The sequence below is a fragment of the Phenylobacterium sp. genome (genome assembly GCF_030693625.1).
Lineage (GTDB): Bacteria > Pseudomonadota > Alphaproteobacteria > Caulobacterales > Caulobacteraceae > Phenylobacterium > Phenylobacterium ferrooxidans.
The window spans coordinates 1-18,034 of record NZ_JAUYAF010000042.1 but is presented as its reverse complement, the minus strand read 5'-3'; the positions used below and the strand labels follow the sequence as shown (position 1 = coordinate 18,034).

At 69.5% G+C, this 18,034-nt stretch carries 22 protein-coding genes; 9 read left to right on the top strand and 13 right to left on the bottom strand.

The genetic code is table 11. The annotated features are described in order from the left end of the window. Positions 1 to 56: 56 nt before the first annotated feature. The 4 genes from Q8N10_RS09360 to lgt all read right to left on the bottom strand — a co-directional run bounded on the left by Q8N10_RS09360 (position 57) and on the right by lgt (position 3,778). Complete coding sequence (locus Q8N10_RS09360) at positions 57 to 992, bottom strand: ribose-phosphate pyrophosphokinase (RefSeq protein ID WP_304777372.1); 936 nt, start codon at positions 990 to 992, stop codon at positions 57 to 59. Positions 993 to 1,067: 75 nt separating this feature from the next. Further along, complete coding sequence (pgeF, locus tag Q8N10_RS09355; protein ID WP_304777371.1) at positions 1,068 to 1,823, bottom strand: peptidoglycan editing factor PgeF; 756 nt, start codon at positions 1,821 to 1,823, stop codon at positions 1,068 to 1,070. Between the two features lie 10 nt (positions 1,824 to 1,833). Further along, positions 1,834 to 2,889 (bottom strand): class I SAM-dependent methyltransferase, encoded by a 1,056-nt coding sequence (locus tag Q8N10_RS09350; protein WP_304777370.1) that lies wholly within the window; start codon positions 2,887 to 2,889, stop codon positions 1,834 to 1,836. Next, entirely contained in the window at positions 2,876 to 3,778 is a 903-nt protein-coding gene (lgt, locus tag Q8N10_RS09345; protein ID WP_304777369.1) for a prolipoprotein diacylglyceryl transferase, read from the bottom strand. Before lgt ends, Q8N10_RS09350 begins: the two co-directional genes overlap by 14 nt. An 83-nt stretch (positions 3,779 to 3,861) precedes the next feature. Here lgt and Q8N10_RS09340 point away from each other — a divergent pair, with 83 nt between their 5' ends. The 6 genes from Q8N10_RS09340 to proC all read left to right on the top strand — a co-directional run bounded on the left by Q8N10_RS09340 (position 3,862) and on the right by proC (position 9,220). Beyond that, on the top strand, positions 3,862 to 4,110 hold the full coding sequence (locus Q8N10_RS09340; protein ID WP_304777368.1) for an accessory factor UbiK family protein: 249 nt from the start codon (positions 3,862 to 3,864) through the stop codon (positions 4,108 to 4,110). Between the two features lie 148 nt (positions 4,111 to 4,258). Further along, positions 4,259 to 4,762, top strand: coding sequence for a YbjN domain-containing protein (locus tag Q8N10_RS09335; protein ID WP_304777367.1), 504 nt, complete (start codon positions 4,259 to 4,261; stop codon positions 4,760 to 4,762). Between the two features lie 259 nt (positions 4,763 to 5,021). Beyond that, positions 5,022 to 5,447: a hypothetical protein gene (locus Q8N10_RS09330; protein WP_304777366.1), complete on the top strand. Its 426-nt coding sequence runs from the start codon at positions 5,022 to 5,024 to the stop codon at positions 5,445 to 5,447. Between the two features lie 72 nt (positions 5,448 to 5,519). After that, positions 5,520 to 7,673: a TonB-dependent receptor gene (locus Q8N10_RS09325; protein ID WP_304777365.1), complete on the top strand. Its 2,154-nt coding sequence runs from the start codon at positions 5,520 to 5,522 to the stop codon at positions 7,671 to 7,673. Between the two features lie 32 nt (positions 7,674 to 7,705). Beyond that, positions 7,706 to 8,323 (top strand): energy transducer TonB, encoded by a 618-nt coding sequence (locus Q8N10_RS09320; RefSeq protein ID WP_304777364.1) that lies wholly within the window; start codon positions 7,706 to 7,708, stop codon positions 8,321 to 8,323. Between the two features lie 105 nt (positions 8,324 to 8,428). Then, the gene (gene proC / locus Q8N10_RS09315) at positions 8,429 to 9,220 is read left to right on the top strand and encodes a pyrroline-5-carboxylate reductase (protein WP_304777363.1); all 792 of its coding nucleotides are present in this window, start codon (positions 8,429 to 8,431) and stop codon (positions 9,218 to 9,220) included. A 111-nt stretch (positions 9,221 to 9,331) separates the two neighbouring features. On the opposite strand, the gene Q8N10_RS09310 is transcribed toward proC, so the two are convergent. The 4 genes from Q8N10_RS09310 to Q8N10_RS09295 form a co-directional block, all read right to left on the bottom strand. Then, on the bottom strand, positions 9,332 to 9,766 hold the full coding sequence (locus Q8N10_RS09310; RefSeq protein WP_304777362.1) for a DUF2147 domain-containing protein: 435 nt from the start codon (positions 9,764 to 9,766) through the stop codon (positions 9,332 to 9,334). Between the two features lie 63 nt (positions 9,767 to 9,829). Beyond that, complete coding sequence (locus Q8N10_RS09305; protein ID WP_304777361.1) at positions 9,830 to 11,176, bottom strand: ATP-binding protein; 1,347 nt, start codon at positions 11,174 to 11,176, stop codon at positions 9,830 to 9,832. Continuing rightward, the gene (locus Q8N10_RS09300; protein ID WP_304777360.1) at positions 11,176 to 11,877 is read right to left on the bottom strand and encodes a response regulator; all 702 of its coding nucleotides are present in this window, start codon (positions 11,875 to 11,877) and stop codon (positions 11,176 to 11,178) included. Before Q8N10_RS09300 ends, Q8N10_RS09305 begins: the two co-directional genes overlap by 1 nt. Then, positions 11,874 to 12,353 carry a MarR family winged helix-turn-helix transcriptional regulator gene (locus Q8N10_RS09295; RefSeq protein WP_304777359.1) on the bottom strand — a complete coding sequence of 160 codons (480 nt, stop codon included), beginning with the start codon at positions 12,351 to 12,353 and terminating at the stop codon, positions 11,874 to 11,876. Before Q8N10_RS09295 ends, Q8N10_RS09300 begins: the two co-directional genes overlap by 4 nt. Positions 12,354 to 12,424: 71 nt before the next feature. Between Q8N10_RS09295 and Q8N10_RS09290 the strand changes: the two genes are divergently transcribed. After that, positions 12,425 to 13,312 (top strand): branched-chain amino acid aminotransferase, encoded by an 888-nt coding sequence (locus Q8N10_RS09290; protein WP_304777358.1) that lies wholly within the window; start codon positions 12,425 to 12,427, stop codon positions 13,310 to 13,312. Here Q8N10_RS09290 and Q8N10_RS09285 read toward each other — a convergent pair. The 5 genes from Q8N10_RS09285 to Q8N10_RS09265 form a co-directional block, all read right to left on the bottom strand. Continuing rightward, positions 13,309 to 14,265: a tetratricopeptide repeat protein gene (locus tag Q8N10_RS09285; RefSeq protein WP_304777357.1), complete on the bottom strand. Its 957-nt coding sequence runs from the start codon at positions 14,263 to 14,265 to the stop codon at positions 13,309 to 13,311. The genes Q8N10_RS09290 and Q8N10_RS09285 overlap by 4 nt on opposite strands. A 167-nt stretch (positions 14,266 to 14,432) precedes the next feature. After that, complete coding sequence (locus tag Q8N10_RS09280; protein WP_304777356.1) at positions 14,433 to 14,837, bottom strand: hypothetical protein; 405 nt, start codon at positions 14,835 to 14,837, stop codon at positions 14,433 to 14,435. A 62-nt stretch (positions 14,838 to 14,899) separates the two neighbouring features. Beyond that, entirely contained in the window at positions 14,900 to 15,421 is a 522-nt protein-coding gene (locus Q8N10_RS09275; protein WP_304777355.1) for a hypothetical protein, read from the bottom strand. Positions 15,422 to 15,424: 3 nt separating this feature from the next. Next, a complete protein-coding gene (folB, locus tag Q8N10_RS09270) occupies positions 15,425 to 15,772 on the bottom strand; it encodes a dihydroneopterin aldolase (RefSeq protein ID WP_304777524.1) in 348 nt (115 codons plus the stop codon). A gap of 84 nt (positions 15,773 to 15,856) precedes the next feature. Next, positions 15,857 to 16,591: an SDR family oxidoreductase gene (locus Q8N10_RS09265; protein ID WP_304777354.1), complete on the bottom strand. Its 735-nt coding sequence runs from the start codon at positions 16,589 to 16,591 to the stop codon at positions 15,857 to 15,859. 213 nt (positions 16,592 to 16,804) lie between these two features. Between Q8N10_RS09265 and Q8N10_RS09260 the strand changes: the two genes are divergently transcribed. Continuing rightward, positions 16,805 to 17,731, top strand: a complete 927-nt coding sequence (locus Q8N10_RS09260; RefSeq protein WP_304777353.1) for an SMP-30/gluconolactonase/LRE family protein — start codon at positions 16,805 to 16,807, stop codon at positions 17,729 to 17,731. A 126-nt stretch (positions 17,732 to 17,857) separates the two neighbouring features. Beyond that, positions 17,858 to 18,034, top strand: a 177-nt coding sequence (locus Q8N10_RS09255; RefSeq protein ID WP_304777522.1) for an aldehyde dehydrogenase family protein, incomplete at its 3' end; no start/stop codon positions are given.

Here is an 18,034-nt window from a genome sequence, read left to right as displayed (position 1 = left end):
CAGGGGTAGGTCAGCAAGTCTCGTGCCGGAAAGATGTTAGAATCCAGGATGAACTGTCAGTCGAACAGTTTCGACACCGACTCCTCATTGGCGATGCGCCGGATGGCCTCCCCCAGCAGCTTGTCGCAGCTGACATAGCGCAGCTTGGACTTGTCGCTGGCGCCTTCGGAGGCGGAGATGGAGTCGGTCATCACCAGCTCCTTCAGGATCGAGGAATTGACCCGGTCGATGGCCGCCCCTGACAGCACGCCGTGGGTGACATAGGCCGAGACCTCGGTCGCGCCGCCGTCCACCAGGGCCTGGGCCGCGTTGCACAGCGTGCCGCCGCCGTCGATGATGTCATCGAACAGGATGCACCGTCGGCCCGACACGTCGCCGATGATGTTGGCCACCTCGCTCTTGCCGGGGCCCGAGCGGCGCTTGTCGACGATGGCCAGTTCGGCGTTCAGCCGGCTGGCGACCGCCAGGGCCCGCACCACGCCGCCCACGTCGGGAGAGACGATCATCAGCTCGCTGGTCTTCTCGTAGTTTTCCTTGATGTCGGCGGCCAGCAGCGGCGCGGACACCAGGTTGTCGGTGGGGATGTCGAAGAAGCCCTGAATCTGGCCCGAGTGCAGATCCATGGTCAGCACCCGGTCGGCGCCCGCGCGCTCGATCAGGTTGGAGACCAGCTTGGCCGAGATCGGTGTCCGGCCCCCGGTCTTCCGGTCCTGCCGGGCATAGCCGAAATAGGGCATGACGGCGGTGATCCGCTTGGCCGAGGCGCGCCGCAGCGCGTCGATGCAGATCAGCAATTCCATCAGGTTGTCGTTGGTGGGGTAGCTGGTGGACTGCAGTACGAAGACGTCCTCGCCGCGGACGTTCTCGTCGATGGTCACCCAGACCTCGTTGTCGGCGAAGCGCTTCACCTGGGCCTTGGTCAGGGGCAGGTCGAGGTGGGAGGCCACGGCCTCGGCGAGCGCTCGATTGGAGTTGCCAGCCAGCAGCTTCATGAGAACTCCCGCAATGTCTCGCCGATGGGCGGGGCTTGTAGCAGGCGAGCCGCCAGCGGCAAGGCCCGGCGGAGATTAGACCAGCGTTATCGCCGAAAGCAGGCGGCCGAAGTCAGGCTCACCCCGCTTGAAGGCGCGGCGGTTGGAGAAGAACAGGGCCTCCTCGGCGCAGGTGTCATGGCCGATCCACGCCGCCGTGCCGACGCCCGCCGCCTGGAGGCGTGAGACCACGAAGCCCGGCAGATCGAACATCCGCTTTTCGGCCGTCTCGCCCGGCGCAAAGAAGCGTTCGTGCTCGCCGTCCTGGCCGATGAAGGCGGCCAGGAACTCCAGCCCCACCTCATAGGAGGCCTGGCTGATGCAGGGCCCCACCACCGCCACCATCCGCGAAGGCTCGGCGCCCAGGCCCGTCATGGCGGCGACGCAGGCCTCGGCCACGCCGTTCAGCGCCCCCTTCCAGCCGGCGTGGGCCGAGGCCACGACGCGGCCCTCCGCGTCGGCGATCAGGATCGGCGCGCAGTCGGCGGCCAGCGCTCCGCACAAGACGCCGGGGGTGGCGGTGACCACCGCGTCGCCTTCAGGCCGCTCGTCGCCCCAGGGCTGGTCAGCGACCAGGGCCGTGGCCGAGTGGATCTGGTAGCAGGTCGACAGCGCGCCGGCCGACAGGCCGAAGTGCTCGGCCGCCCGTCGCCGGTTCTCGGCGACATCGGCCGGCTCGTCGCTCGAGCCACGCCCCACGTTCAGGCTGTCATAGATCCCGGTCGACACCCCGCCAGCCCGCGTGAAGAAGCCGTGGCGGACGCCGGGCAGGTCCAGCAGCGGCGACGTCATTGGGTTCATTTCAGGCCTCGAAGCCGGGCGGGGCCAGGCCCGGGGTGTGGATGCAGACGGCCTTGAACAGTTCGCCCATCTGGTCGGGTGACACCAGCCGTTCCAGCTGCCGCTCGATCACCTCGCTGCGGTCAGGGCGGGCGGCGGTGAGCGCCTCGGCTCGCGCGCCGATCCCCAGCCGGACCAGGAACTCGCCCTGGGTGAGGATGGGCGCCGTCGCCGCCCCCTCTCGCGCCGCCGCCGCCAGCACGGCGGGGAAATCGGCATGGACGGTGAGGTCGGCGGCACCCGGACTGGCCAGGGGACTTTCCTTCACATGGCGGCGCAGGGCCTGGAGGGTGTCGCCGAAACCAGGCTGGTCGCGGCCATAGTCGATCAGCAGGGCCGCGCCGCCATCGGCGGCGATCCGCGCGCCGATCTCCGAGCCCAGCGCTTCCTGGGCCGGAGATTGTTCCAGCACCGAGCCGGCTGGAGCGTCCGGCGCCAGGTCGCCGATCGCCGCGCCCGCCAGGCCGAAGGCCAGTCCGCCGGCGTCGTTCAGCCCCACCACCCGCTCGGCCCAGCGCTTGTCGGTCCGCACGAACTGGCGCGGCGGCAGGCAGTCCAGCAGCTCGTTGGCGACCAGGATCATGGGCGCCTCGTCCGGAACCTCGGCCAGGGACGCGGCCCAGGTCACGGCGTCGCCCAGCACCTGCCGCTGCCGGGCCTTCAGGGGGGCGGAGGTCTCCACCAGCCAGACGTCGGCGGCGGCGACGAAGTCCGGCGCCAGGCGCGCGGCCCGCAGCATGTCGTCCATCAGGGTCCCGTCGCCCGGCCCGATCTCCACCAGTCGGAAGGGCGAGGGACGGCCCATCGCCTGCCAGCACGCCACGGCCCACAGGCCGATCAGCTCGCCGAACATCTGGCTGACCAGGGGCGCGGTGATGAAGTCGCCGTCCGCGCCCAGGGCCGGGCGCGTCGCGTAGTAGCCGTCCGCCGGATCGTGCAGGCAGGCGGTCATGTACTGGGCCACGCTCATCGGTCCGCTCTCGCGGACCTGGGCGATCAGCCGGTCACGCAGGCCCATCGGTTTCGATCTTGAACGGATCGCGCGCCGGCGGCTCGCCCTCGACGACCTCCTCGACCTGGGCCTCCAGGCCGACCTCGGGCTGGGGCAGGGGCTCGCGCATGCCGCGCCAGATCAGCCAGGCGCCGCCGAGCGCCATCGGGATCGACAGCATCATCCCCATGGTCAGGCCCAAGGGGAAGGCGGGCAGGTAGGCGTCCGGCTCGCGGACATTCTCGATCAGGGTGCGGGCGATCCCGTAGCCGAGGAAGAACATGCCCGCCACCACCCCGCGCCGGTTCAGCAGCTTGGCGTGATGGGTGGCGATCCGCAGGATGATGAACAGCAGCAGGCCCTCCAGCAGGGCCTCATAGATCTGGCTGGGGTGGCGCGGCATGATCCCGGCGTCGGGGAAGACCACGCCCCAGGGCAGGCTGGTGGGCCGCCCCCAGAGCTCGCCATTGATGAAGTTGGCGATGCGCACGAAGAAGATGCCGATGGGCGCCGCGGCGGTGATCACGTCCCCCAGGCGGAAGACATCAACCTTGTTGACCCGGGCGAACAGCAGGGTGGCGATCAGCACGCCGAGCACCCCGCCGTGGAAGCTCATCCCCCCCTTCCAGGTCTTGAACACCTCCAGCGGGTCGGTGACGATCAGGGCCGGCGTGTAGAAGAACACGTGCCCCAGCCGGCCGCCGACGATGATCCCCAGTGTGATCCACAGGATCAGGTCGTCGATCTGGGCGGGGCTGGCGGGAGGCCCGCGCAGGGGCCACAGGGCCTGGTTGCGCGCCATCGAGGTGATGTAGCGCCAGCCGATCAGGATGCCGGCCACGTAGCCCAGGGCATACCAGCGGATGGCGAAGGGGCCGATGTGGATGAGGACGGGGTCGATGTCCGGGAAGGGCAAGGCCAGGCGCTCCGAGAAGATGTCCTCGCGGTTTAGACGGAAACCCCGTGGCTTTCATCCCCTCAGCTCCCATATAAGGAAGCATGCAGACCCAGAACCCCTTCCTCGACGAGATGGCCAAGCTGACCGGAGCCGCAATGGGCCTCGCCCAGAGCGCCGGCGAAGAGGCCAAGGCCGCGTTCCGAGCCCAGGCCGACCGCATGGTCGCCGAGCTCGACCTGATCCGCCGCGACGAATTCGAAGTGCTCAAGGCCGAGATCGTCGCCTTGCGCGCCGAGATCGCGGCTCTGAAGGGCGCTGACGCCCCGAAGAAGGCGTCCAAGAAAGCCTGATTGCGCGGCATAACGACCTAAACACACGAATGTGGCTCGCCCCCCGGAAGAAGCCGGTGACAGGCGACCCACGAACCAGACTAGTTTCAAGATCGCAGGCGATTCGGGGCGCGCTCGCTCCTCCGGACGCCGTACGCGAAAGGGTCTCATGGACACGCCTCTGTCTGACGAAGACGTCCTGCTCGCCCACGACCCGCTCGATGTCGTTGAGCATGTGCTGCAAGCCGAGAATCTTCAGTTCGATCGGACCGAGGAAGGCGACCTCGCCTTCACCCTGGCCGGCGACTGGAAGGACTACGAACTCTGGTTCGCCTGGCGGCCCGAGGCCGACTGCCTGCAGCTCTGCCTCTCGGTGGATATCCAGGTCCGCGCCGAACAGCGCGCCGCGGCCTTCGAACTGGTCTCCACCGTCAACCAGCGCGTCTGGCTCGGCCATTTCGAGGTCTGGGACGACGGCGAGATCGTCTTCCGGCACGCCATGGCTCTGATGACCGGCGAGCGCCCGACGCTCGCCCAGGCCGCGGCCATGATCGACGTCGCCATGGAAGGCGCCGACCGCTTCTACCCGGCCTTCGACTTCATGGCCCGGGGCGGCAAGTCGCCTGCCGAGGCCATCGCCGCCTGCATGTTCGACACGGTCGGCGAAGCCTAACGCGCCAGTCTCGCCGCCGGGGCCGGGACCCGCGCGAGCAGGTCCCGGGTAAGGTCTTCCCCCGCCGGTCCGTCAAACCGTCGCGTTGGGGCGTGCGTTCCTCCCATAGGTAGCGGTCTGCTGTGTCTGCTTGAGTCAGATCAAGGCGGCCTGGACGAACTTCCGCCCAATCTGAGTTCGCTGGCCCTCGGGTGGGCCAGTTCCGCCCATCGCGGCCGATGCATAGACTTCCAACGTCGGGGTGCTAGTAGGCGCTGCAATGTCGCTCTTCAGGACAATTGGTGGCAAGGCGTCAGCCTTCGCGCTGATGCTGGCGTGCATGGCGATCGCCCTGCGCGTCTTCATCCCGCAGGGCTACATGTTGGCCCTGGGCGTCGATTCCGGTTCGGTTCCTATCGTGCTCTGCACACCGCAGGGCACCCGGACCGTGAGCATCGACGCGGCCGGCCATATCGTCGACTCGCCCACGAAGACGCCGACCGACCCGTCCGGGAGTCCGGCCGCCGACCATCCCTGCGCCTTCTCGGGCTCCGGCGTCGCCTTCGCGGCCGAGCCGCCGATGCTCGTCGTCCTGGCGGGCCTGCGCTGGGTTCACGTGTCCGTCGCCGTTGAGTCCCAGACCACGCCGGGCCGCGGCCTTGCCGCCCCACCGCCGCCGCCAACCGGGCCACCCCGGCAGATCTGATCCCTCCGGACATTCCGAAGCGCGTCGCCGATAGCGGCGGCGCGCCTGTGCATCAGATCAAAGGCTTACCTCATGTCTCGTTCGCTTTGCGGCCGCACGGCCGTGCTCATGGCCGGCGTCGCCGTCACCACGCTCTCCAATCCTCTCCTCGCCCGGGCTCAGACCGCCCTGCCTCCCATCCAGGCCGTAGCCGCGCCGGAGGCCGCCGATCCCGCCCGATCCCCGGGCGAGCGTCAGGTGACCGGGGAGCTTCTCGCCCGCCGCGCCGCGGGTTCGGCCGACACCATGTCGCTGGTGACCGGCGAGCCGGGTATGGCCGTCTACGCCAACGGCGGGTTCTCGAGCCTCCCGGTGATGCGGGGCCTCGCTGACAGCCGCGTCCTGGTGACGGTGGACGGTGTGGGGATCACCACATTTTGCCCCAACAACATGAACCCCCCTGGCTCCTACGTCCTCCCCGGCCGGGTGGACGCCATCTCTATCCTGCCGACCCTGTCGCCCGTCAGCGCCGGCGGCGACAACATCGCGGGGGTGATCGCTGTGACGACGCGGCCGCCGGCCTTCGCCGAGGCGGGCGAGGGGCTGCGTGTGAGCGGCGAGGTCGGCGCGAGCTATCGCAGCGTCGCCGACGCCGTCGGCGCCAGCCTCCAGGCCGCCATCGCCGGGGAGCGGTTCAGCCTCGGCTACGAGGGCGCCTGGAGCCGCGGGGACAACTACAGGACCGGCGACGGCCGGCGCGTGCGTTCGACCCTCTACGAGGCCTACGACCAGGCGCTCACCCTGGCGCTGCTCACCGACCATGGCGTGGTCAGCCTGCGCGCCGGCCGGCACTTCTCGCCCTATGAGGGCTTTCCCACCCAGCGCATGGACCTCACCGAGAACGACAGCAGCTTCGCCGACCTTCGCTACGAGGGGACCTATGGCTGGGGCGAGGTGACCGCCAAGGCCTCGTGGCGAACGGTGAACCACGAGATGAACTTCCTGGCCGACAAGGGCGGCTCGGCCACCGGCGGCATGCCGATGAACACCCAGGGCCGGGACCTGAGCGCGTCGCTGGCGGCGACCGTGCCCCTGACGGATGGCGGGGCGGTGCGGGGGGGAATCGAGGCCCATCGGTCCGATGTCGACGACTGGTGGCCGCCGGTGGCCGGCAGCACGATGATGGGCCCCCAAACCTACTGGAACATCACTGACGGGCGCCGCGAGCGGACGGGCCTGTGGGTTGAGTGGGAGGCCAAGCCCTCCGCGGACTGGACGACCTTGCTGGGCGCCCGCGTCGAGCGCGTGGACACCGACGCCGGCCTCGTCCAGCCCTATGCCTGGACCGGCATGATGAACATGCCCGACGCCATGGCGGCGCGAGCCTTCAACGCCCGCGACCGGAGCCGCGCCGATGACAATGTGGATGTGACGGCGAAGGCGATCTGGCGTCCCAACACCACCACGAGCGTCGAGTTCGGCTACGCCCGCAAGACCCGCAGCCCGACGCTTTACGAGCGCTACGCGTGGGGTTTGGGGCTGATGTCGAGCTCAATGACCTCTTTCGCTGGCGACGCCAACGCCTATGTCGGCGACCCCGATCTGAAGCCCGAGGTGGCGCACAATCTGGCGGCCACGTTGAAATACGCCAGCCTGGACGGAAAGCGCGGCCTGACCTTCGGCGTCTACCGTTCGCAGGTCGAAGGCTTCATCGACGCGGTGAAGCTGGCCGATCTGGCCAAGGGTTTCGTTCAGCTTCGTTTCGCCAATGTGGACGCCCATCTGCGCGGCTTCGACGTCAGCGGCCACGCCCAGGTCTGGGAGAGCCCGGCGCTGGGGCGAGGAACCCTGACGGGGACCCTGTCCTGGGTCGAGGGCGAGAACCGCGACAGCGGCGACGACCTCTACCACATGACCCCCCTGACCCTGCGCCTGGGCCTGGAGCAGGCCAAGGGTCGCTGGACCCACCAGGCCGAGGTGGAGTTTGTGGGGGAGAAGGACGCGGTCAACGCCCTGCGCCACGAACCGAAGACCGCAGCCTACGCTCTGTTCAACCTGCGTTCCGGCTGGAAGGGCGACCGGGTCCGGGTGGACCTGGCTGCGGAAAACCTGCTCGACACCGCCTACGATCTTCCGCTGGGGGGCGTGTCCTTCGGTGACTTCAAGGCCGGCGGCAGTCTTCCGCCGATCCGGCCGCTGCGGGGTCCCGGGCGATCGATCAATCTCAGCCTCGCCTACGCGTTCTGAGCTTGAAGCGCCCGGCTGTCCGGCGAGGGCGCGTGGCGGCGATCGGCGCCTCGATCGTCGCGCACGCCGTCGCGGCCTGGGGGGTGGCGTCCCTCAGGCCGGTGGCGGAGCCTGCGCCGCAGCAGGCCATGTTGGTGCAACTGCTGCCGCCGCCGCCGAGGCCCGCCGCCGGTGGGCGGGACCGTCCCTCGACACCGCCCAAGCCTGGCCGGCAAGCCGCCCCGCGCCAACCCCCGGGGCCGGTGGCGACAGTGGACGACCGGGCGGCCACCATGGCCTCGCCGCTGGAGCCGCCGCCCTCGGTGGCTCCGGCGGGGGCCGCGTCCCCGGTTCTCACGCAGACGCCGAGGCCATCAGCGGAGGACCGCCTCGCCGACTATCGCCGCCGCCTCTGGGCGCATCTGGCCGCCCATGCGCCGGCCGCGCCCCCAGGATCGGGAACGGTGAGCGTCGTGTTCGGGGTCGACCCCCGCGGGGCGCTGCTGTTTGCCCGTCTGGCGCGATCCAGCGGCCGACCGGCCTTCGACCGAGCCGGCCTGGCCTCGGTTCGCGCCGCCGCCCCGCTTCCCCCGCCCCCGGATGGGGTCGACGCGGCCGACCTGGTGTTCACGGTCCCGATCCAGGCGGCGGCCTGGGGTGGGGTTGGCTGACGCCCGAGACTTTTCATGTCGTCCATGGCGGGGCGCAAGTCCCGGCCCTCGCCCATCCGGCGGTCAGGCTCTAGGGTGCGCCATCCCTGATCCCTGGAGAGCCCCATGACCCCCATCCTGATCCTGGGCGCCGGCCGCATGGGCGGAGCCCTGATCCAGGGCTGGCGCAGAGCCGGCGCCTTCGCCCCCGCCGACCTGATTCTGCGCGACCCGCACCCCACCGAACTGGCCCAGGCCGTCGCCCGTGACGGCGCCCGGCTCAATCCCGCCGACCCGGTGCTGGTTGAGGCCCAAACCGTCCTGCTCGCCGTCAAGCCGCAGCTTTGGCGCGAAACTGCGGCGGAGGTGGCGAGCCTGCTGCATCCCGAGGCGGTGATTGTCTCGGTGGCGGCCGGCGTGCAGTCCGCCGACATCGCCGCCGCCTTCGGCCGCAAGGTCGCCCGCGTCATGCCCACCACCGCCGTGGCGATCGGCCAGGGGACCACCAGCATCTATGCCGCCGAGCCCGAGGCCCGCGCCCGGGCCCAGGCCCTGTTCGGCCCGGTCGGGACGGTGGTCGACCTCGATGACGAGGTTCTGATGCATGCGGCCACCGCCGTCTCCGGCTCGGCGCCGGCCTATCTCTACGCCTTCATCGAGGCTCTGGAGGCCGGCGGCGCGGCGGCGGGCCTGCCGGTGGAAGCCGCCCAGCGCCTGGCCCGCTCCACCATCGCCGGCGCCGCGGCCCTGCTGGCGCAGAGTGGCGAGGAGCCCGCCGAACTGCGCCGCCAGGTCACCTCGCCGGGCGGCACCACCCAGGCGGCGCTCGAGGTGCTGATGGGGGAGGGCGGGCTGTCACCCTTGCTGCGCGACGCCGTGGCCGCCGCCCTGCGCCGCTCCAAGGAGCTCGGCGCCTAGAGCCCTTTCCGATCTGATTGCTGCAGTTAGATCGCCTAAAAAAGGGCTCTAATTCAAAAAGTTAGAGCACTTTTCGATCCGATAACCGTTTCACACCTATCGGAAAATGCTCTAGCGCGTCCAGGTCTGGGCCTGGCAGATCGGGCCGATGCAGCCTTCCACTTTCAGGCTGCCATTGGCGTTGGCGCTGATCTTCGAGCTGTAGGTCTTGCCGCCGCCCGGATCGTAGATCTTGCCGCCGGTCCACTTGCCGGGACCTGCGGGCTTGAAGTCGCGGATCATCTGCAGGCCCACCAGGGGACGGTTACGCAGGTTGGCGTCGGGATTGTTGGCGTCCTTCAGCGGACCGCCGGCCTTGTCCTTGGGATTCTTCATCCAGGTGATGGTGCCGCAGGCCTTGGCGCTGTCGCTGACGCAGGGCGCGATGCGGACCTTGGCGCCGCCCCCCACGGTCGTCCAATCGCCCATCACCGGATCGGCGGCCTGGGCGGCGGTGGCGGCCAGCAGGGCGAGCGCGGCGGCGGTTGCGAGATGGGCGAGCTTCATTTGGTTTCCCCTCCGTGGTCGTGTTCGGTCTTGAAGCGCCAAACCGTGGCTGAACCTTGTTCTCTAACCCGGTAATCTGACGGTGGCGCGAAGGCCGCCCATCGGCGAGCGGCTGAGCGTCACGTCGCCGCCATGGCCGCGCGCCACGTCGCGGGCGATGGCCAGGCCCAGACCGACGCCCTTGTCGTTCTGGTTGCGGGCCTCGTCCAGGCGGCTGAAGGCCTTGAAGGCCTCCTCATGGCGATCCTCGGGAATGCCTGGCCCGTCGTCGTCCACCACAATCTCCACCCCGCCTGCGGCGCGCGCGGCGGCGGTGACCACGATATGCTCCCCGTGCACCGCGGCGTTCATGATCAGGTTCGACAGCGCCCGCTTGAGCGCGTTGGGCCGCACGCTGGCGGTCAGGTCGGCCTCGGCGGTGACGCTGACCTTGGCGCCGGCGCGCACGGCGCCTTCGCTGACCTCCTCGATGAGGGTCTTGAGCCTTACGCTTTCCACGGCCTCGCCGCCCTCACCACGGGCGAAAGCCAGGTACTCGTCGATCATGTGCTCCATCTCGGAGAGATCGCGTTTCATCTCGCCGGTGCGCTTGGTGGGCTCGGCCAGGGCCAGTTCCAGCTTCAGGCGGGTGAGCGGCGTGCGCAGGTCATGGCTGACGCTGGCCAGCAGGGCGGTGCGCTGATCCAGGTGCCGCTGGATGCGGGCCTTCATGGCCAGGAAGGCCTGGGCCGCCTGGCGAACCTCCCGCGCGCCGCTGGGTTTGAAGGCCGGCGCATCCATGCCGCGACCGAAGTCGTCGGCCGCCGAGGCCAGCCGCTCGATGGCGCGCACCTGGTTGCGGATGAACAGGATCGAGATGGCGGTCAGCAGCAGGGTCGCGATGGTCATCCAGAGGACGAAGATGTGCCCCTGGGTGGCGATGGCCCGGTCGCGGGGCGCCAGCACCCGCATCACGCCGCTGGGGGTCTGGACCCGGATGTCGACATAGGCGGGATAGCGCGTGGTATCGAACCAGAAGGGCTGGTCGATGCGCCCCGCCAGCGCCCTCTCCAGCGACCGGTCCACCACCGCGAACAGGGCGGTTCGGCGACCCACCGGCAGGGTGCGCCCGCTCTGGAAGGCCAGCGACAGGCTCATGGAGCGTTCGGCCCGGTCGGCGATGCGGGCGAAGCTCTCGGGCGTGGGGTCGTCCTGATAGCTCTCCACCGCCCAGGCCACGTCGCCGGCCAGCCCTTCCGACAGCCGGCTGGTCACCGCCTGCCAGTGGGCGTCGAAAAACACCCAGGTGACCGCCACCTGCATCACCGCCACCGGCAGGATGATGATCAGCAGCGAACGGCCGAACAGGGTGGTGGGCAGGCTGCGCTTGATCAGCCTCCGCAGACGCACCGGCGACAGGCGCAGACGCATCAGTCGGGCGCCAGCAGGTAGCCCACGCCGCGCACGGTCTGCAGGTAGCGCGGGGTCTTGGGATCGGTCTCGATCTTGCGGCGCAGGCGGGTCACCTGAACGTCCACGGCGCGGCCGGACGGATCGACCGTCTCGCGGGCCAGCTCCATGCGGTCCACCGGCTCGTGCGGGCTGCGGGCCAGGCGCTTCAGCAGGGCGACCTCAGCCTCGGTCAGGCGCACCGGGGCCTCCTCGCAGGTGAGCTCGCCGCGCTCGACGTCGAACCGGCAGCGCCCCAGGGAGACCGGCCCATTGGCGGTGGCGCCCGGCCGGCCCTGCGAACGGCGCAGGATGGCCTCTATGCGCAGCAGCAGTTCCTCAGGCTCGAAGGGCTTGTTCAGATAGTCGTCGGCGCCGAGCTTCAGCCCCTCGATCCGGTCCTCCGGCAGGCCCCGGGCGGTCAGCATCAGCACTGGCGTGCGGCCGGCCATGCCCTTGCGGTCCCGCAGCCACTTGGTCAGGGAGAAGCCGTCCTCGCCCGGCATCATCACGTCGAAGACGGCCAGGTCGAAGTCCAGGGTCTCCATCAGCTTTCGGGCCGGTGCGCCGCCGGGCGCCGTGGTCACGCGGAAGCCGGCGCGGGCCAGGTACTCCTTCAGCAGTTCGCGGATGCGGTCATCGTCATCCACCACCAGCAGGTGGCGCTCCCCGGCCTCGCTCATCGCCCCGCTCCCGTCTTGGTTCGTCCACCCGCCAGCGCCGCCAGGATACGCCGGGCGCCGCCCACCCCGTCCAGCCCGCCGGTGCGATAGGCCCGCGCCAGTTGCCCGCGCAGCCGCTCGGAAATCCGCGCTTCGAAGGCCGCCCCCGCCTCGGTCAGGGTCGCGGCCCTCCTGCGTCCGTCCAGGTCCCCCTGGGCCTTTTCGGCCAGGCCATGACCCTCCAGGTCGCTGATCACCCGGCTGGCGGCCTGTTTCGACAGGCTGGTGATGTGGGCCAGCTCCTGGACGCCCAGCCCCGGCCGCCGCTTCAGCAGGAAGGCGGCCCGCCAGTGCGAGCGCCCGAGGCTAAGGCCCTCGGCCTCCAGGCCGGCGTCCACGCCCGCCCAGATGGCGGCCTCGGCCAGTATCAACAGCTCAAGTCCGGTATCGAGCTCCTCGTCGCGCAGGACCAGCCTGGGATCGGCCACGGCGCTCATCGGAACCCCCCAATTTGTTTGACGTCGCGGGCGCGGGGGGCTGTAAGGAGGCGTTCCCTGCAGGAGGTCCCATGTCTCTCGTTCCCTTCGATGACCGCGACGGATGGATCTGGCTCGACGGCCAGTTCGTAGCCTGGCGCGAGGCGAAGGTGCACGTCCTGACCCATGGGCTCCATTACGCCTCGTCGGTGTTCGAAGGCGAGCGGATGTACGGCGGGGAGATCTACAAACTGACCGAGCATACCCAGCGTCTGTTCCAGTCGGCGGAGATCCTCGACTTCGAGATTCCGTTCACGGTGGCCGAGATCGATCAGGCCTGCAAGGACACCTGCGCCAAGAACGGCCTGACCGACGCCTATGTCCGCCCCATCGCCTGGCGCGGATCGGAGATGATCGGGGTCTCGGCCCAACAGACCAAGATCCACGTGGCCATCGCCGTCTGGGACTGGCCCAGCTACTTCAAGCCGGAAGAGCGGGCCAAGGGCATCCGCATGTGCTGGGCGAAATACAAGCGGCCTTCGCCGGAGTCCGAGCCGGTCCACGCCAAGGCCAGCGGCCTCTACATGATCTGCACCATCTCCAAGCACGCCGCGGAGAAGGCCGGCTACACCGACGCCATGATGCTCGACTATCGCGGCTACGTCGCCGAGAGCACCGGCTCCAACGTCTTCTTCGTGAAGGACGGCGTGCTGCATACCCCCACCCCCGACTGTTTCCTGAACGGCATCACCCGCCAGTCGGTGATCGCGCTCGCCAGGTCCAAGGGCGTCGAGATCGTCGAACGCCACATCAAGCCGGAAGAACTCTCCACCTTCAGCGAATGCTTCGTCGTCGGCACCGCCGCCGAGGTGACCCCGGTGTCCGAGATCGGCGAGTACAGCTTCACGCCGGGCAAGCTCTCGCTGGAGCTGATGGAAGACTATTCCAGGCTGGTGCGGCGCGAGCTGGTTCCGGCTTAGACCGCCACCTTGGCTTCAAGCTCCGCCAACCTCCGCCGGGTGACCGCGAGGTCCTCGCCGTAGGCCACAGGGTCGGCCGCGGCCAGTGACCCGCTAATGTCCAGGCTCTCCCGGTAGAGATCCAGCGCCCGCATGCGGTGGCCGCGATCCTCGCGCGCATCGGCCAGGCGTTCCAGCGCCAGGGACAGGGCGCGCTTTGCGGCGACATCGGCGGGCTGGGCCTCGGCGAAGGCGCGGCGCAGGGCGAGCGCCTCCTCATAGGCGTCCACGGCGGTGTCCAGGCGCTGCTCCTCATAGGCCACGTCGCCGATATTGGTCAGGGCGTCGGCCAGGCCCGCCGGCTCGCCGATCTGGCGGGCATAGGTCAGGGCCTCGTCATAGGCGTCGGCGGCCTGGTCGGTCAGGCCCTGGGCGCGGGCGAAGTCCCCGGCGTCCTGGGCGGCGAGGCGCCGCTCGTGCTCGTCCCCCGCCAACGACGAAAGCCGCCGGACATTGTCGGCGGCTTCTGACCAGCGTTCGGCCCTGGTGTGTTCATGGAGCGCCCGCCTGGCCTCGGCGAAGGCTCCCGGGGCCCCGGGCGGCGCGCCGGCGTGGACCTCCGGTTCAGAGGCGACCTCCGCGACGGCGGGCGCCTCGGCCACCACCTCCGCCGCATGATGGGCGTGGGTGGAGCCGCTATCGTGGGCGGTCATCGGGGCGGGGTCGTTGAAGTCGATGGTGACCGGCGCACCGCCCTTGCGGCGCGTCTTGCCGCCACCGCCCGAGGGGCCGCCCGGGCCCTTGGGCAGTAGGGCGGCGATGAAGATGATCGCCCCCAGGCCCGCCGCGGCCATCGCCACGTAGAACCGCAGGCTCTCGAAGGCGCCCAGCGGGATCGGGGGAATTCGCCCCTCCAGCCCGCCCGGATTGAGAATGGCGTAGGCGACGCCTCCAAGCGCCAGCCCCAGCAGCATTCCGAATATCCGACCCAGCATACGAATTCCCCCGGCCGCTCGCCCCCCAGGCGCCGACCGGTGAAGGTTCGGGACCTGGGGTGGGGGGCGTCGAGGCGATGCAACCGGCGGGGGATGCGATCAGCTCGATCCGCGCGCTTCCTAGGCGAAGCGCGCGGATCCTGCCTCTAAATTAGCCAGTTCATGGGCCGGGGATAGGCTTCACCCCGGGACAGATGCAGCAGTCCCATGATGCAGCGGACCCCGAACCAGATCCCCACGACGCTGCAGATGAAGACCCCCAGCATCAGGAACGGGATACCCACCAGGATCACCGAGAACACCCCGCCGAACAGCACCAGCAGGCCGCCGATGATGAACCACCAGATCGACAGCCAGAAGGTGCGGATCATGAAGGTGTAGTGGCTCTCCATCCTCGGGCCGGCCGTGGCGCGGTTGGAATAGGCGATAAGCAGCCCGATGAAGACCGTGAAAAAGGTCGCGAAGGTCAGCAGGTAAAGCACATAGGCGACCATCGGCAGGGTCTTGTCCTCGGTCGCGGTGACCGTGCCGTTGTTCAGTCGTTCACTCATTGACGGGCTCCTCTTCGTCTCGTCCAGAGCATGATGTGGCCCCGATTTGTCCCGGCGCCAGTTTAATTCGCGTCCATGTTTCCCGCGGCGTTGCTTGGGGCTCTATTCAACCAGGGCAGGACGCCCGCCGCCAGGATCAGCACGAAGACCAGCCGGGCGGCCAGCGCCACGCCCAGGGTCCAGGCCCCGGCCGTCGCGGCGAACAGCAGCAGCATCACGGCGCCGGCCGCGAGCAGCCCCATCATCCAGGTCAGGGGCTCGGCCAGGGGCGCGCCGGCGTTGCGGAATCGCGCGCCGGGCGTGGTCACCGCCGCGGCCGCCGCCACCGCCCCGACGAAGCCCGCGAAGGACTCCGCGCGATTCTCGGGCCGCAGTCCGCGGGTATAGCTCATGGCCGGAATGGTCAGCCGCCCGCGCGCGAAGGTCAGGACGGCCCCGCCCTGCGCGCTCTGCAGGCTCTTCAGCTTGGCCAGCTCGAAGCGCCGCGCCTGGCGGCCCCGCGTCTGGGTGATGACGTCCCCCTCCAGCGTCCACACGGTCTCACCCTGCAGGGGCGAGAGCCGGGCGCTGTGGGAGATGGCCATGGCTTAGCCGCGGACGACCGTGATCTCGACGCCGGCCGCCGCCGCGTGGGGGGCCAGCGCCAGGGGTTTCTCGACCCGCACCCGGGCCCGGGTCACGCGATGATCGGCCAGGCAGGCGCGCGCCAGCCGCTCGGCGAAGGCCTCCACCAGGCCGATATGGCCTTCGGCGGCGATGGCGCGGGCGGCCTCTCCCACCATCTCGTAATTGACGGTCTCGCTCAGGCGCTCGGCGCCGGCCGTGGGCACGTCCAGCTCGACGTCGACGATGAGGGGCTGGGCCTTGCCCTTTTCATGGGAATAGACGCCGATCTGGGCGTCGATCTTCAGTCCGGTGACGAAGATCTTGGTCATGACGATGCGGCCGGCGGCCACGGGCTGGGCTTGAGTTTCGGCGGGAATCTCCTGGATCGGCGAGAGGGCCAAGGTCGCGCTCCTTCAGGTCAGGTGCTGACCGGAATCGACAGCGATCATCTGGCCCGTCACTGACCGTGCGTCAATCAGATAGGCCAGGGCCTGGCCGATCTCCGCCGGGTCGACCGGGTGGCCCAGGGGTGTGGCGGCGGCCTCGGCGGCGAAGGCGGCCGCGTCCTGGTGGACAGAGGCCAGGGTCGGTCCCGGCCCGATGCCGTTCACCCGGATGCGGGGCGCCAGGGCCTGGGCCAGCATCTGGGTGGCGCTCCACAGGGCGGCCTTGGAGAGGGTGTAACTGAAGAACTCCGCGCCGGGCGCCAGCACCCGCTGATCCAGCACATTGACGATCAGGCCGTCGCGCTCGGCGGGCAGCCTGCGCGCAAAGGCCTGGGCCAGGACCAGGGGGCTGCGGAGATTGGTCTCCATGTGCGCGTCCCAGGAGGCGCGGTTCATGCTGGAGAAGGCGTCTTCCTCGAAGGCCGAGGCGCAGTTCACCAGCAGGGTGACGGGCCCAAGCTCGCCTTCGACGTCCCCCACCATGGGGGCGGTGGCCGCCTCCTGGCGCAGGTCGCAGGGATGGAGATAGGCCTTGCGGCCTAGGCTGCGGACATCGGCCGCGGCGGCCTGGGCGTCGTCATCGACGGCCCGGCAGTGGATGGCGACGTCATAGCCCGCCCGTGCGCAGGCCAGGACCAGGGCCCGGCCGATACGTCGCGCGCCCCCGGTGACCAGGGCCGCGCCGCGAGGGGTCGCCGCCATTCGCGATCAATCAGTCGAAGCGGCCGAACTCGAAGCGGTTCAGGGCGAAGATCACCACGAGGAAGGTGAGGATGGTGTAGATGGCGACCATGGTCGGGCTCCGGTTTTGCTGGCTCGGTGTTAGCGAGCGGCGGCGGAGGCTGCAAGCCGACTTGTCGAACGCGTCGCCGCAGGGCCTAGTTCGGGCAAAATAAGAACGCCCGAGGAAACCCCATGCCCCTGACCCCCATCGCGCCCGCGAGCCTGACCAAGGTCGCGGTCGGCATCGACCGTCCCGAGGATGTCGTCGTGAGCAAGGACGGCCGGGTCTTCGCCTCGGACCACCAGTGCGCGGTGGCCGAGATCTTCGCCGACGGCTCCTTCAAGCGGCTGGGACCCAAGGGTGGCGCGCCAAACGGGATCAACATGGACCTCGAGGGTCGCATCCTGATCGCCAATTTCGGCATCTATGACCGGGAGGAGGGGCCTCTCCAGCGCTTCGACCCCGCCACCGGCGCGCATGAGACCCTGGTGGCGCAGGTCGACGGCCGGCGGCTCACCAGCGCCAACTATCCGGTGATTGACCGCGCCGGGAACATCTGGTGCGCCAACTCCACCCATGCCGAGACCTGGCCCCAGGCCCTGGACGGACGCGCCGACGGCTTCATCTTCGTGGTGCGCCCCAACGGCGCGACCTCCATCGTCGCCGAGGGGCTGAAGTTTCCCAACGGCATGGCGCTGTCGGCCGACGAGCAGACCCTCTACTGCGCCCAGACCAGCGCCGCCGACGTCATGGCCTTCCCGGTTCTGCCGGGCGCCACCCTGGGCCCCGGCCGACGCTACGGCCCGGTGCTGGGCAAGCTGCAGCAGGAGGAACCGCGGCCGCCCGCGGAGGATCTCGGCTACACCGACGGGGTGGGCATGGACGCCGAGGGTAACCTGTGGGTCTGCCTGCCGGCCGCCAACAAGGTGGTCGCCATCACGCCAAGCCTTGAAGTCGTCACCGTGATCCACGATCTGTCGGGCGATATCGTCAACCATCCCACCAACATCACCTGGGGCGGCGCCGACCTGAAGGACCTCTATATCGGCTCCATCCGCGCGGGTTACGTCCTCAAGGGACGCAGCCCGGTGGCCGGCCAGCCGCATATCCACCAGTGACCTGAGTCCTCATGCCGTTACGGAATACGGCTTTGGGGGCTTCCCCAGTGATCAACGATCACTAAAATGCTTGTTTGAAGTCGGCCCCGCCGGCGAGCTCAACAACGAAATCCCGGGAGGACGCCTATGCGCGAGTACCTGAAGTTCTACATCAACGGCGAGTGGGTCGAGCCGACCGAGGCCAAGACCCTCGACGTCATCAATCCGGCCAACGAAGAAGTCTGCGGCAAGATCTCGCTGGGCAACGCCACCGACGTGGACAAGGCCGTCATGGCCGCCCGCGCCGCCTTCCCGGCCTGGAGC